Raw genomic sequence first — 17,020 nt, 5'->3', positions numbered from 1 at the left:
TGTTATTTAGATTTAAGTATACTTTTATTAGAATGAATATAGATAATTAATAACTAACCAATTGGATGAGCGCCTATAAGGACTCTCTTTTATTCAAATTAATGTTCATATGTGTTCCATTCATTATTTATAATATTGACCACAATTTATGTAATTTTGCATAATGTTACATAAATTGTGTATTTTCTCTTTTTTCCGACAGAAATAGACAGTATACTTTGTACAAGCTTTCTATTTCAAAAATTATACGAGGTGAAATAATGAAAAACAAAAAGACATTAACTAAGGTAGCATTAACAACAGGATTGGCTTTAACAGCTGTGGCACCATATGGGGTAGGTCATGCAGAGGAAACAGATCAACTACAAGTTCAAATTCAGGAGGAATCGTTCCGTTCGGGTGAACTTACACAGCCGTCACAAAAGGCACCAGAAAATGTAGTAAAGGATGCACTTAAGGAGAAAACAGAACAAGCTCTGTCCCAAAAACAAGTCAATGGAGAAACTGGAGTAGATTATAAAGTCCTTCAAAAACGTGGTTCGTATGATGGAACTACACTTGTGCGTATGCAGCAAACATACGAAGGAAAAGAAGTATATGGCCATCAATTAACTGCGCACGTAGATAATAAGGGTGTTATTAAAAGTGTTTCAGGTGATAGCGCGCAAAATCTAAAACAAGAAGAATTGAAAAAACCTATTAATCTATCAAAAGATGAAGCAAAACAATTTATTTATACGAAGTACGGGAACGATATCAAGTTTATTTCTGAGCCAGAAGTTAAAGAGGTTATTTTTGTTGATGAAAATAATGGACAAGCTAAAAATGCATACCAAGTTACGTTTGAAGCTGCAACACCAAACTATATTTCTGGTACTTATTTAGTAAATGCACAAAATGGTGATATGTTAAAAAATATGGTACAAGAATCTAACTTAAAAGCCAGTGATAAACTAGTTGGCGCTTTAAAGAAAAGTAAACAAAGCAGTCTTACATCATTAACTGGAACAGGAAAAGATGATTTAGGTATTTCTCGTTCATTTGGTATCTCTAAACAAAGTAATGGCAAATATGCTCTTGCTGATTATACAAGAGGGCAAGGCATTGAAACATATGATGTGAATTACAGAGATATTACTAAAGAAGAAAGCTATTATCCTGGTACATTAGCGACTAGTACTTCGGCAACATTTAACGATCCAAAAGCAGTAAGTGCTCATTACTTAGCAACAAAAGTATTTGATTTTTATAAAGATAAATACAAGCGTAATAGCTTTGATAATAAAGGACAAAAAGTAGTTTCAGTTGTACACGCTTGGGATTCTGAAGAGACGAATGATCCGAAAAATTGGCAGAATGCATTAAGTGCTAATAATGGAAGTATGCTTGTATATGGCGATCCTATTGTTAAAGCATATGACGTAGCTGGACATGAATTTACACATGCTGTTACTTCTAGCGAATCTAATCTTGAATATTTCGGGGAATCTGGTGCGATTAATGAGGCGCTATCTGATATTATGGGAACATCTATTGAGAAATACGTAAATAATGGAAACTTTAACTGGACAATGGGAGAACAAACGGGATCTATTTTCCGTGATATGGAAAACCCAGCTTCTGTTCCATCTTCACTAGGAGTACCTTATCCAGATGATTACAGTGAATTTAACGATTTTAATGGATGGGATCAAGGCGGTGTTCATTTTAATTCAAGTATTATTAATAAAGTTGCGTATCTCATTGCAAAAGGCGGAACTCATAACGGAGTAACTGTTAAAGGAATTGGTGAAGATAAAATGTTTGATATTTTCTATTATGCAAATACAGATGAGTTAAACATGACTTCTAATTTCAAAGAATTGAGATCAGCATGTATTCGAGTGGCAACTAATAAATATGGTGCAAATACAGCTGAAGTTCAAGCAGTTCAAAAAGCATTTGATGCAGCAAAAATTAAGTAATTTAGAAATATAGTTCTTATTCGCATATTAAAACATTATGAAAAACAGCTAATATCATTTTAAGGATATTAGCTGTTTTTTACGTAGCAATGTATTGTTGAAAATAAACTGACTAAGCAATAATGAGGCGCTTTCCCTTTAAGAAGTAGCGACATATAAATAAGGTTTAAAGTGTATAAAAACAGAAAATTAATAATATATTGACCTCTTGATAGAAAGTCTATAAAATGAAAGCAATAACAAACGATTGCTTTAAAATGATTTCCCTGATCTTTTAGTATTTACAAATATATGAAGGTATAAACAAATCTATTTTTTTAACCATTAATGCAAACGCTTTCGTATTAAAAGGTCATTGAAATACATACGTGAAAATAGCCAATATGGAGGTGAAGTAAAAGAGATTTCTAGATTAATTTAAGCAGTGTTATGTAGTGTAAACATATTAAATCGAGAGTAATATTTGAAGAAAGGGTGTATGTGGTGCAAATTATAAAAAGATTAATTAATAAAACAGTTTTATTAATTACTTTAATCGTTATGTTATCATCTGTTTTCTCCTTTCAGAGTGTGAAGGCAATTTCAAATTCAAAAACAACTGAAATTATCATTCATTACAAAGAAAAGCTTGGAAATACAAAAGACTGGAATCTTTGGTTATGGGGAGAAAATGCGAATGGTACATCTTATGAATTTACTGGTGAAGATGAATTTGGAAAATACGCTAAGATAAAAATAGAAGGTGACTATAATCGTGTAGGATTTATAGTTCGAACAAATGAATGGGAAAAAGATGGTGGAGATCGTTGGATTGAAAATATAAAGGACGGTCGTGCTGAAGTATGGATTCTTTCGGGTGATGAAAAAGTATATAACTCTAAGCCTTCATCGGATCTCTCAATTCAAAAAGCAACTATTGATAGTTTCCATGAAATTACTGTAACGACTAATGTCCCGTTTAATATTAAGGAAAAGAAAATTGAAATTGAAGGCATTAAAATTAAGAATATTACTCCTTATGATATAAACAGTGGAGATGTTACTAATAAGGTTAAAATAATTACGGAACAGAAAATTGATTTAAAACAAACATACAAAGTTAAAATTGAAAACTTAGATGATACAAATACTGAAATCGGTAAAGTCATTCGTAGCGAGGAATTCGACAATTTATTTTATTATGGTGGTAATGATTTGGGAAATATATATACTCCGCAATATACAAAGTTCCGTGTATGGGCTCCTACTGCAAGTGAAGCGAAGTTGGTTACATATAAAAAATGGAGTGATAAAATAGGTACTGAAATAAACATGCAAAAAGGTGAAAAAGGAACTTGGACTGCAGAACTAAAGGGGAATCAAAAAGGGCTCTTTTATACGTATAAAGTCAAAATTGGTGATAAGTGGACTGAAGCAGTTGATCCATATGCACGTGCTGCTTCTGTAAATGGAGATAAAGGTGCAGTTGTTGATTTAGAAGAAACAAATCCGAAAAAATGGAAAGCAAACAAAAAGCCAAAATTTAAAAATCCGGAAGATGCTATTATTTATGAGTTACATGTACGCGATCTTTCCATTCAACCTGAAAGTGGTATTAAACAGAAAGGGAAGTATTTAGGTGTAACAGAAAAAGGAACAAAAGGGCCAGAAGGTGTAAAAACAGGACTTGATCATATAAAGGATCTTGGTGTTACTCACGTTCAGTTTTTACCGATATTTGATTATGCTTCTGTAAATGAAGAGACTTTAAATGAACCGCAATATAACTGGGGATATGATCCTAAAAATTTCAACGTTCCAGAAGGCTCCTATTCTACAAATCCTTATGAGCCAATTGTTCGAATAACTGAATTAAAGCAAATGGTTCAAACACTACATGATAATAATCTTCGAGTAGTGATGGATGTCGTATATAACCATATGTATAACGCTGCTGAATCTAATTTTCATAAGTTAGTTCCAGGTTATTATTATCGTTACAATGAAGATGGAACATTTGCAAATGGAACTGGAGTAGGAAATGATACTGCTTCAGAAAGAAAAATGATGAGGAAATTTATGATAGATTCCGTCACATATTGGGCAAAAGAATACAATTTAGATGGATTCCGTTTTGATTTAATGGGTATTCATGATTATGAAACGATGAATGAAATACGTAAAGCTGTTAATCAAATTGACCCTTCTATTATACTACATGGAGAAGGATGGGATTTAAATACACCTCTTGCTGCTGAGCTGAAAGCAAATCAAAAAAATGCAGGGAAAATGAAAGGGATTGCTCATTTTAATGATAATATACGTGATGGATTGAAGGGTAGTGTATTTGAGGAGAAGGAAAATGGTTTTATAAATGGGAAGGAAAACATGGAAGATCGTATTAAAAAAGGGATTACGGCAGGTATTGACTACGATAAAAATTCATCTACCTATCAAGATTCGGAACAGGTATTAACTTATGTGGAAGCACATGACAATCATACATTATGGGATAAACTTGAGTTAACTAATTCAGATGATAGCGATGAAGTGCGAAAACAAATGCACAAATTGTCTTCTTCGATTTTATTAACATCACAAGGAATTCCATTCTTACATGCAGGGCAAGAGTTTATGCGGACGAAATACGGTGATCATAATAGTTACAAATCTCCAGATTCAATTAACCAGATGGATTGGTTGCGCCGTGCAACGTTTAATAATGAAGTAGATTATATGAAGGGTTTAATAGAATTACGCAAAAAGTACTCAGCTTTTCGAATGACATCTGCAGATCAAATAAAAACACACGTATCATTTATTGATGCTCCGAAAAATACTGTAACTTATACAATAGAGGGGAATAAACATGAATACTTTACAGTGGCTCACAATGCAAATAGAGAAGCTGTTGAAATAACACTTCCATTTAAAGGTCCTTGGAAAGTACTAGTAGACGGGAAGCAGGCGGGAAGTAAACCACTTTATGTTGTACATGACAATAAAATTAAAATTCCTGCACTAAGTTCCATTGTTTTAAAATCAGAAAAACCGATTAAATAAAAGCGAAGAGTGTGGAAATAAATACTGAATTGAGCAAATTTAATAAGGATTGCAAACTTTAAAAGCGAAGTGAAGATTATTCTCACTTCGCTTTTAAAGTTAATGTAATATAATTTCACATACTGTAATTATATTACAATTTAATAAAAAATAAGCAATAGGTTATTGCTATTGTAACCGTAGGAGTAGAATATATCTTTGCGTTTATCGATAAAATTATCTGAAATCCATTCGTAATTTATATAATTTTTATTACATACTCGAACATATAACGAGCTAGATGTTCGAATTGTATTAATTCCTATAAACCGTTTAAAAATAACGAAGGCGCCAAAAGTATATGGAATCAAAATAGAGAAAAGACACCCTTCAAGGTGTCTTTTCTCTATTTTGAAGATGATATGTAAGTAACTTCTTTGTATGTAATAATATGTTGTATTTTTACACTAACTTTTTAAGAAAAATTTAAAGCTCTTTTCTTAATCTATTTGTAATAAAATGAATCATAAAATTTTATCGATATAATAAATAAAACTTTCTCAACATTATTTGATTTAATAACTATATTCAACTGCTCTCCAATCCATTACAATAATTTCACATTGAAAATAAATGAATATTCTCAATGTTATAAATGGTTTATACCTTATTGGATTACTATGGGAAAGGATGTGAAATGTCTAATAAAAAATCATTTTTTGTGATGAAATAAAAAAAATAATGAGAAAAATGTTATTTTATTATCCCAAAATTCTCTTGAATTACGTGTTATAACCTTCATGAGAGAAATGATGATTTTTTGTAGCTTGGAAAAGTGCATTGTAAAAATAAGTTAAACATTTATGGAGGGTTATATGAGCGAGAAAATTTATTACTGGTCTCCGATTAAGCATTGGGAGAAGTTGCATAATGAAGTTTTGATAGGGGAAATGAGATTTACAGGTATTCTGTCTGAGTGGTTTCCTGATTTTTATTTTATGGCTCAAAAAGGTGTGAAAATTAGTGAACTAGTAGAGCGCTTTTCGTTAGGAAATGTAGAAGAGACACAAAAAAACATAGAACTCATGATAAAAAATCGTGTGTTAGTAAGTAACATATTACACCCAAGAGAAGTATTTTCTTCACAAGAAAAGATTTTTCCAAATCCATATAGCAACCAGATTCGCTTTTCTAAAGAAGAGTTAGATAAGTATATGAGTGAACAATTAAATCGCACGCACGTTGCTGCACGGTCAACCGAAATTCAACTTGAAACAACAGATGAGCTACCCACTATAATCAAGGAACGTAGGTCTTGTCGTCAATTTGAAATGGAAAAACACATTGGTTTTTCGGAATTTTCCCAATTCTTATCAACTCTAAAACAGGTTAAGGAAGAAAAAATATACTATCATTACGCAAGTGCAGGCGGGCTCTATCCCATTGATATCTTTGTTTATATAAAACCAAAACGTATAGAGGGTATGAAAGCTGGATTTTATTATTATAACCCATCAAAAAATAGTCTTGTGATTGTAAACAACATTGATCAAGTGATCAAAATTGATCATGAGTTAATTAATCAAGATTTATTTACTCAATCTGCATTCTCAGTTTATTTGGCTTATAATGCGAACGCTTCCATTCCGAAATACGGTTCAGATGGATATTTATTTGCTTGTATTGAGTCAGGCATTATCACTGCTACCTTAAATATGGTTGCTGAGACATTAAATTTAGGGGTTTGTTCAGTTGGTCATATGAAATTTGAAGAGATTCAGCAATTTTTATGTTTGGATAACCATCAAGTGTTTCTCCATGGGCTTGAAGTTGGCTTGAAAATTAACGAGTAGAAGAAATGAATATTAGGGGGATAAAGATAAAAATGCACATTAAAGATCGAAGTTCGATTCATGAAAATAAAGAAGTAGAAGCGTTTTGGAAGGAGCAATTATCTTCCGAGATTCTCGATTTTTCTGTATTTAATAGCGATTACCAACTAAATAAAGAAACACCTTGTGAGTACGTTCAAGTCATAGTGAATGTAGAAATTAGTAAAAATATACAAAAAATAAGTAAGTCTCAAGATTTATTATTATTTAGCTGGTTTCAAGCCGCTTTAAGAGTTTGTTTGGCACATTATACAGATCAAGAAAGAATTACTATTGGTATTCCTATAATTGAAAAGAATCTTGAACAAAGTGAGAATCTTAATAAGTTGATTCCTTTAGGAAGTGAAATCCATCCGCATCACACCTTTAAACAGTTAGTAAATGAGATTGAACAAACGACTTTATTCGGGTATGAAAATCAGGAGTATCCGCTCTCTGAATTATTAGTTAAACACAATTTAACTCCTTTTCAAATTGTAATCGGGATGGAAGGATTACATAATGAAAATTCACTAGAAGAATACGCAGAGAATAATTTAGTCCTATGGATACGAAGAAAATGGAATGAAATACATAATGAATTTGAATTTCAAATTTCTTGCAAGTCCCGTTCATTCTCTTCTTTGCAACAGTTTGCCAATTCGTATTGTTATGTTTTAAAGCAAGTTTCACAAAATCCGAATTTGGCATTGAAAGATATTTGTATTATTGCAGAAGGAGAAAAAGAGTTGTTAGAAGGATTGAATACTTTTCAAACAGGCATAGACTTGTTTCAATCATTTCAAGATTTGTTTGAAGCGCAAGTATTAAAAACTCCAGATCAAATTGCTGTTGTTTGTAATGATCAATCTTTGACATATAGAGAATTGAATAAGAAAGCGAATCAATTGGCTTCTATTCTTCAAAGTAAAGGTGTTTCAAAAGAAAGTATTATTGGCGTTATGGTAGATCGGTCATTAGAAATGATTATTGGTATGATGGGGATTTTAAAAGCAGGAGCAGCGTATTTACCAATCGACCCTAACTACCCAACTGAACGAATTGAATATATGTTACAAGATAGTCAAGCAAAATATTTACTTAGTAAGCGAACAGAGGAAGTATTGCCACAATTTGCAGGTGAAGTACTGTATCTTGATAAAGAATATCTTTTTCAAGGTGAAGAAAGTAATTTAGTACGAGAACATAATCCTAATGATTTAGCTTATGTTATTTACACATCAGGATCGACAGGAAATCCAAAAGGGGTAATGATAGAACAAAAATCGCTAGTTCATTTTTTAAATGTAATGAGAGAAAAAGTAAAAGCTAATCAATCATTCTTGTTTCTTGCTAGTGTATCTTTTGATATTTCCTTGTTAGAAATATGTCTTCCTTTAACGCAAGGTTCAAAAGTAGTAATTGCTACAGAGGACCAGTTTGCAACAAAAGAATTGGCTCATTTGGTCAAAAAACATAAAGTGGATTTATGGGAATCAACGCCATCGCGAATGGAAGTGATTTTGAGTGATCCAGAAGGGGCAAATTTTCTAAAAGATTTAAAATCTATTTTATTAGCAGGAGAATCATTTTCCATTGATTTGGTTGAAAAAATTCGTTGTATCAGTGAAGCAACAATTTTAAATATCTATGGTCCCACAGAAACAACCATTTGCGCAACAGTAAAAGACTTGAGCACTTCCAAAGAAGTTACGATTGGCAAACCAAATCCGAATTATCATTCCTATATATTGAATAAGTATGGCCAATTAAAACCATTTGGAATTCCTGGTGAACTCTGCATTGCTGGCGTAGCGGTAGCACGAGGGTATCTTGGTAAAAATAAACTGACAGATGAAAAATTTGTACCGAGTCCTTTTGCGGCAGGGGAAATGATGTATCATACAGGTGATCTCGTTCGTTGGTTGCCTAATGGAGAACTTGAATATTTAGGTAGAATGGATCATCAAGTGAAAATTCGGGGGTATCGGATTGAATTAAGAGAAATCGAAACTCAATTAAGGGAATATCCAGAAATAAATCAGGCTATCGTTGTTGATCAAGTGTATGGAAATAGGAAATTATTAGCTGCCTACTATGTATCGGATAACAAGGTGTCTTTTGGTGAAATCAGAAAATATTTAAGTGATAAATTACCTGAGTTTATGATTCCTGAAAAAATGATTCAGGTAGAAGAGATTCCATTGAATCCAAATGGAAAAGTGGATAGAAAAAGATTGTTGGATATAACACAAACGGATTATGTATCAATTCCATACGTTGCTCCGCGCAATGAAATTGAACAAAAATTAGTGCGTGCATGGGAAAAAGTTATGGAGATCGAGCGAATCGGTATTCATGATAATTTTTTTGCATTAAAAGGAGAATCTATTAAAGCACTTCAGGTAATTAATTTATTAAGAAAAGACGGTTTAAAAATAAGTACAACAGATTTTTTTAAACACCCTACAATCGCTCAACTGAGTTGTTGTGTAAAGTTAGAGCATAAAGAGGAAAACTTTGAAAGTAGACCAACTCATGTTAAAGATTTATCTAATCCATTTTCCTTAACAGAAGTTCAGACAGCGTATATGTTAGGAAGGAATTCACAGTTTGAATTAAGTGGTATTTCACCTCAAACATATTTTGAATATGAAACAGCATTGGATATCAATCGTCTTTCAAAAAGTTTTCAAAAGGTAATTCATCGTCATCCAATGTTGCGAGCTGTAATTTTACCAGAGGGAAAACAGCAAATATTACAAAGCGTTCCTGATTACGAGATTGAAATAGTGAGTCTCATAGATTTAGATGATAGGAATCAAAATGCTCGCTTGCAAGAAGAGCGTTCTCGAATGACTAACCATGTATTCCCTTTGGGAAAATGGCCTTTGTTTGAATTGAAAGCTTTTCTTTTAAAAGAAGACACGTATTTATTATGTTTTCGATACGATGCTTTATTAATGGACGGAGCAAGCATGAACATTGTTGGACAGGATTTGTTGCATTATTATTATAAACCAAATCAAAAATTAGAATCTTTATCTTTTGATTTTCAAGATTATATGTTTATCTATGATGAAATGGAACAAAGCGAAGAATATAAAACAGCAAAAGATTATTGGACAAGTAAGCTGCCTGACTTTCCGTTTGCACCTTCTTTGCTGTTAAAAAAGGATCCAGCAGAGATTGCTACTCCTAAATTCCAATCACTTACAAAAATCCTGGACAATGAAAAATGGACAAAGCTACGAAAGTTAGCACAAGAGAAAGAGGTAACGCCTTCCGCTCTACTTTGTACAATATATGGTGATGTGTTGGCATATTGGAGTAATCAACGTCGATTAGCAATTAATTTGACTGTATTTAACCGTTATCCTGTTCATGATGAAGTAGAACAGATTGTAGGAGATTTCACATCGCTTATTTTGTTGGATGTTGATGTAAAACCAGAGCAAACTTTCTTTACTAGAGTAAAAGAAACGCAAGCTACTTTATTAGATGGCCTTGAACATCGTCATTACGATGGAGTTAACTTTATTCGAGATTTTACTCGATATCATCAAATGACGCCAAAAGCAGTTATGCCAATCGTTTTCACCTCGATGTTAGCAGGTGCAGGTGCTTTCTCTTGGGAACAACTTGGTTCTCTTCGCTATATTCATGCTCGGACTCCACAAGTGTATTTGGATAATGTAGTAATTGAAAAAAATGGAGAGTTATTAATTAGCTGGAATTATGTTGAAGAGTTGTTTGATATTGATGTGATAGAAGCAATGTTTTCCCAATTTGTTAACTTATTGGAACAATTGGTGAAACAAAGCGATATAACATCTTTGCAGATGAAAGAATCGGATCAAACTTTAATTGAACAATACAATGAAACAACAGAAAAAATACCTTCAACTACTCTGTATCAATTATTTACAGACCAAGTAAAACGTACACCGAATGAAGTAGCGGTGGTATTTGAGCAAAAATGGTTAACATACTCGGAACTTCATAAACGCTCCAATCAAATTGCCCACTTCTTAAAAGAGCAGGGCATTGGTCTTGGTGACAAAGTGGGTCTTTTAGCCAAAAGACGAGTTGACACAATTGTTAATATGCTAGGTATTTTAAAAGCAGGTGCTGCTTATGTTCCGATTGATCCCGATCATCCTTTAGATCGCCAAACATATATTTTAAAAAATAGCTCATGCAAGCTTTTATTAGAACCTAGTCTTTATGAAGAAAATGATTTGTCATTTTATACAACAGAAGATATGCCCTCTATTGCTGGTCCAGAAGATATTGCCTATATTATATACACTTCAGGAAGTACAGGAAAACCAAAAGGAGTAATTATTACTCACCAAGCGGTTACAAATACTATTCAAGACATAAATCAAAAATATGAGGTAAATGAAGATGATCGTATTATTGGTATCTCTTCCATGTGTTTTGACCTATCTGTATACGATATTTTCGGAGCTTTAAGCACAGGTGCAATGTTAGTAATGATTCGTGATCCGAGAGACATGCAAGAATTAATCCGCACTGTCGAACGTAGAGGGATTACAATTTGGAATACAGTGCCTGCAATCATGGATTTGGCATTGGATCAAGTAGGTTCTCATTTTGAACATTCTTCTTTACGTTTAGTTTTACATAGTGGAGATTGGATTCCGCTTTCTTTACCAGAAAAAATAAAACGACATTTTCCGATTGCAGAAGTAGTTTCACTAGGAGGGGCAACAGAAGCATCGATTTGGTCAATTTATTATCCGGTCAAACAGGTGGAATCACATTGGAATAGTATTCCATACGGGATGCCCTTGGCAAACCAAACGTATTTTGTGTTGAACTATGAAAAGAAAATGTGCCCTGTTGGTGTAATTGGAGATTTATATATCGGGGGAGTGGGCCTTGCTAAAGGATATTTAAATGATGAAAAGAAAACAAATGAAGCGTTTGTGTCACATCCTGATTTTGGTCTTATATACAAAACAGGAGATTGTGGAAAAATGCATTCTGAGGGATATATTGAATTTTTAGGCCGCCAAGATTACCAAGTAAAAATTCAAGGGTATCGAGTAGAGTTAGAAGAAATCGCTCATTGTCTTCTAACTTATAAACAAGTCGAACATGCTGTCGTAATTGATCAAACAGATGAGAACGGAATAAAATTTTTAGTTGCATATGTGGTAACTGAGCAAAATATTAGTACAACAGAACTACGAAAGCATTTGCGAGATCACTTGCCAGATTACATGATTCCTTCTTATTTTGTTTATTTGGACCAATTACCCTTGACTCCAAACGGTAAATTAGATAGGAAAGCGCTCCCTGCTCCCGAGAAACAAACAAATGAAGTATTTATTGCTCCAAAAACTGAAATGGAAAAAATATTAACTAGTATTTGGCAAGAAGTACTCAAAATAGATCAAGTTGGAGTAAATGATCATTTCTTCGCCTTAGGTGGAGATTCGATAAAAGCGATTCAAGTGTCCGTCAGACTGTATCGACAAGGATTTGAGCTTGAACCAAAAAATCTATTTTCATTTCCTATATTAAGGGACATGGTTCAATTTGTTAAAAAGCTAGACCATTTTTCAAGTTCACAAACAAATGATGTAAACATAATGAACGATAATAAAGCTACATTACTAAATATTAAAGATAAACAACTTAATCAACAAACACTTACCAAAATACAAGAAAAAATGCCGGATATAAAAATAGAACGTATTTACCCGTTAGCACCTTTCCAAGAAGTTATTTATGAACATGCTACGAATGAACCTGATACAAATGCATATTTTGAACAAACAATTTGGGCACTTGAGGGGGAGTTGGATATTAAACTCTTTATTCAGTGTTTCAAACAATTAGTTGATCGTCATGATTCTTTAAGAACAATAATTGTGCAAGATGAACAAGCAAAACCTTGGCAAGCTGTTCTATATGATGTTCAAATAAATTCAGAAATAAAAAACTTGATTGAGATGACGAAACAAGAACAGCAAGAATTCCTAAAACAGTGGATGAATGAAAATTTAAGTCGAGGATTCAAAAATGATGAACCTATGACACGTCTCTGTATATTCCAACTAGGTAATAATGAGCATAAGGTAATTTGGAGTTCCCATCATCTATTATGTGATGGGTGGAGCGTCAGCATTTTGATAGACGAATTATTCCAGCTCTACGAAACTACAAATGCGGGAACTATGGCGGAGTTACCTATGGTAAAACCTTTTGAAACATTCATAGACTGGACTTTGGCACAAGATCATGAGAAAGCACGTCATTTTTGGCAAGATTATTTATCAGGATACAATCAGAAAATTAGTATTCCTAAAAAGAAAGTCCCATCTAAAAGTGAAGGGTTAAACTTCACTTTTATGGATTTAACATTAGACAAGGATTTGACTGATCAGTTACAGACATTTGTAACTAAAAATAATATAACTATGAATACGGCATTACTAGCTGTATGGGGAATATTGCTTGGCAAATTCAACGGAACGAGAGAAGTAGTATTGCCTAATCTAGTATCAGTCAGACCTCCCGAAGTAGAAGGAATTGAAAATATGTTCGGTCTGTTCACAAATGTTTTGCCTATCCGATTAGCATGGACAGAAACGCAATCTTTTGTGGACTTCCTGCAAAAGGTACAACTAGAGACATTGAAATGTAATGAGTATGCATACTATTCATTTGTTGATATACAAAAGCAAAGTGAATTAAAAACTGAGTTGACTGACCATCTTTGGGTTTTTGAAAACTATCCAACTAATCCAGCAATCTTTTCTTCAAATGAAAACAGAAATTTTGCTATCACGGATTACGAAGTTGTTGATGAGCCACATGTAAAGTATGGAATTATGTGCTTCCCTGAAGAAAAGCTTACAATAAAGTTTGGATTTGATCAAACCGTATATGAAGCAGAGAAAATACAGGGAATATTAAATCACATCCATGGATTAATCAACATGATTCTTCAAAATCCAATACAAGCAATTGGTGATTACAAATTATAAAAAATGAAAAGGCGAGCAAGAACTCGCCTTTTTAAATAGAATAGGAGTAAACCAAATGACAAAAAACTTGCAGTTATCAGCCGAAGAGATGCGTCAGTTAGGATATCAAGCGGTTGACTTGATTGTTGATCATATGAATCATTTAAAAAGTAAACCAGTTTCAGAAACGATTGATAGTAATATTTTTAGAGACAAGCTAATTGAAACGATTCCGGAAAACGGATCTAATCCAAAAGAATTACTTCATTTTCTTAATAACAATGTGTTTAATCAAATTACTCATGTGGATCATCCTCATTTTATGGCTTTTGTGCCAGGTCCTAATAATTATGTTGGTGTATTAGCAGATTTTTTAGCAAGTGGGTTTAATGTATTTCCTACAGCTTGGATAGTAGGTGCAGGTGCCGAACAAATTGAATTAACGACAATTAACTGGTTAAAATCAATGCTAGGATTCCCTGATTCAGCTGAAGGACTATTTGTCAGTGGCGGTTCCATGGCTAATTTGACTGCACTTACTGTAGCGAGACAGGTCAAGCTGAATAATGACATAGAAAATGCGATTGTTTATTTTTCTAACCAAACTCATTTTTCTGTAGATCGAGCACTTAAAGTATTAGGTTTTAAACAGCACCAAATTTGCCGAATTGAGACAGATGAAGATTTAAAAATTTCAGTTAGTACTTTAAGAAAACAAATAAAAGAAGATCGATTAAAAGGGAAAAAACCATTCTGTGTTATTGCTAATGCAGGGACAACGAATTGCGGAGCGGTGGACTCCCTCGATGAATTGGCTGATCTATGTGGTGATGAAGATATATGGCTACACGTGGATGGGGCTTATGGGGCTGCAGCAATTCTCAGTGAAAAAGGAAGGGAGTTATTAAGTGGAATTCATCGTGCTGATTCTTTAACGTTAGACCCGCACAAATGGCTTTTTCAGCCTTATGATGTTGGTTGTGTACTCATTCGAAATAGTCAATATTTAAGCGAAACGTTTCGTATGATCCCAGAGTATATTAGGGATACGGAAACTAATATAGAAGAAAAAGTGAATTTTGGAGAGCGTGGAATTGAACTTTCCCGTAGATTTAGAGCATTAAAGGTATGGCTTTCTTTTAAAGCATTCGGAGTTACAGCTTTTCGTGAGGCAATTGATCATGGCATTATGCTAGCTGAACAAGTTGAAGAGTTTTTAAGGAAAGAAAAAGATTGGGAAGTAGTAACACCTGCCCAATTAGGAATTGTTACTTTTCGTTATATTCCATGTGAGCTAACATCTACAGATACAATTCATGAAATAAACAAAAAATTGGTGGAAGAAATTAATCAAAGAGGATTTGCTATGCTAAGTACGACTAAATTAAAAGAAAAAGTAGTAATTCGACTTTGCTCTATCAACCCAAGGACAACAAAAGAAGAAATACTTCAAATCATGATGAACATAAAAGCATTAGCAGAGGAAATAAACACATCGCCTAAACATCTTATATCTGTTTCTCAACCTTGATATATTAGGCGGATTTTAAATATAATAGCCGATTCTTATTTAGAATCGGCTATTATATTTAAATGATAAATACATATATACTATTTATAAGTGTTTCTCTTGTAATGGGATTAAGCCTCAACCTTGGATACTCGTTTGAAACCAGTTTTTATTGCTTGTACTATTTCGTTCACAGCATAAATAGATACATCGGCATTTGGATTTAACCCTTCAAACCAGTGATAGGCATTTGGATATAAATGAAACTCCACATCAACACCAGCTTGTGCTAGTTTGCTTACATAGGTTAATGTTTCGCTGCGGAATGGATCTAATTGACCAACAAATGTGTAAGTATACGGTAAGTCACTATAATCCTCAGCTCGAGAAGGTGCTGCATAGGCAGGGATTTGATCCGTTCCATACATTTCTCCTAAATACATTTTCCAGCCAGCTTCATTTGCCTTTTGGTTCCAAACAAATCCCTCTTTAATTTCATTCGCTGAAGGTGTATCATTTCTGTCATCAATCATTGGATATAGTGGCATTTGTAAACAAATTGAAGGATATTTTCGATCTCGGGCTAATAATGATAATGCTGCTGTTAGTCCACCGCCAGCGCTTACTCCTGCAACCCCAATTCGATTCGAATCAATGTTTAATGACTTTGCATTATCAGCAATCCATTTTAAAGCTGAATAACAATCCTCAATTGGTGCTGGGTAAGGGTATTCAGGCGCTAAGCGGTAGTCTACAGACACGACCACACAGCTAGCTTCTTTTGCAAACCTCATACAAGTATCATCGTTATCATCTATAGACCCTAAGATATAACCTCCACCATGTATCCATAATAAGACAGGTAAAGATTCATGATTTGATTTTGGACGATAAATTCGTAATGGTAACGGATTATCATCAGGCCCAACAATGACTTTATCTGTTAAAGAAAGAGAGTCATCAACAACGGTAGGTGGTCTCATTTGAGCTATTCCTTCTCTGATTGATTGCAAATTTTCTGGGCGTAAATCGAGATCCGGAAACATCTCTAACCCTTGTAATAATTCTGGATTTACTCTAGTTTTCATTTTAGCACCTCTATTTGTAATTGTTTTCAAATAAATGAAGTGTATTCTAAGTAGTTTAATTGTGAAAGAACACCACAATTAAATTGTAAATTGGATATGTTATAACAGTCAACAGAACATTCAGAAATTAAAACCTTTCTCAAGAAGGAGTTTCATGCAATCAGTAATACAAGTAGTGGATTTAAGAGCAAAGTGTTTTAATGTCGTTGTAATTATGTACATTAGAAAAATTTTATAGATAGTTATCTTAAAAATAAACAAAGAGAGAAGAACTAACCAATGTTTCTTCTCTCTTTTCATATGTAATTAGGGTATCCATAACTGTAAACACGGAGGGTATAGATTAATGGATGAATAATTTATTTTTAAATTAATAACGTAACAAATAAAGATTTTTGTATGTAATATTGCATATACAGCGATCACTGGTGAAAATGCTGAGCATTGTTTTTCTATATGGTAAATTAGTTCCTTAGTTATTTATTTTATTTCATTTTCAATCGTGTAAGGCTAGGGGACGAAGATTTACAAAGGTGACTAGTAAAAAATATAACAATATAAG

At 33.2% G+C, this 17,020-nt stretch carries 6 protein-coding genes; 5 read left to right on the top strand and 1 reads right to left on the bottom strand.

Going from position 1 to position 17,020, the window contains the following annotated elements; translation table 11 throughout:
- The first annotated feature begins 260 nt into the window (after positions 1–260).
- The 5 genes from ACTFRH_RS09785 to ACTFRH_RS09765 all read left to right on the top strand — a co-directional run bounded on the left by ACTFRH_RS09785 (position 261) and on the right by ACTFRH_RS09765 (position 15,391).
- Positions 261–1,964, top strand: coding sequence for a M4 family metallopeptidase (locus ACTFRH_RS09785; RefSeq protein ID WP_000791456.1), 1,704 nt, complete (start codon positions 261–263; stop codon positions 1,962–1,964).
- Between the two features lie 483 nt (positions 1,965–2,447).
- On the top strand, positions 2,448–5,006 hold the full coding sequence (pulA, locus tag ACTFRH_RS09780; protein WP_440048824.1) for a type I pullulanase: 2,559 nt from the start codon (positions 2,448–2,450) through the stop codon (positions 5,004–5,006).
- A gap of 854 nt (positions 5,007–5,860) precedes the next feature.
- A complete protein-coding gene (locus ACTFRH_RS09775; protein WP_001290956.1) occupies positions 5,861–6,838 on the top strand; it encodes a SagB/ThcOx family dehydrogenase in 978 nt (325 codons plus the stop codon).
- A 32-nt stretch (positions 6,839–6,870) separates the two neighbouring features.
- Positions 6,871–13,881 carry a non-ribosomal peptide synthetase gene (locus ACTFRH_RS09770; protein WP_000547605.1) on the top strand — a complete coding sequence of 2,337 codons (7,011 nt, stop codon included), beginning with the start codon at positions 6,871–6,873 and terminating at the stop codon, positions 13,879–13,881.
- A gap of 55 nt (positions 13,882–13,936) precedes the next feature.
- The gene (locus ACTFRH_RS09765) at positions 13,937–15,391 is read left to right on the top strand and encodes a pyridoxal phosphate-dependent decarboxylase family protein (protein WP_000164808.1); all 1,455 of its coding nucleotides are present in this window, start codon (positions 13,937–13,939) and stop codon (positions 15,389–15,391) included.
- A 110-nt stretch (positions 15,392–15,501) separates the two neighbouring features.
- Here ACTFRH_RS09765 and ACTFRH_RS09760 read toward each other — a convergent pair whose 3' ends face one another.
- Complete coding sequence (locus ACTFRH_RS09760) at positions 15,502–16,458, bottom strand: alpha/beta hydrolase (protein ID WP_000857945.1); 957 nt, start codon at positions 16,456–16,458, stop codon at positions 15,502–15,504.
- Positions 16,459–17,020: the final 562 nt, after the last annotated feature.

The sequence above is a fragment of the Bacillus cereus group sp. MYBK216-1 genome (genome assembly GCF_051916495.1).
Taxonomy (GTDB): Bacteria; Bacillota; Bacilli; order Bacillales; family Bacillaceae_G; genus Bacillus_A; species Bacillus_A thuringiensis_K.
This window is presented reverse-complemented; position numbering and strand designations above follow the sequence as displayed.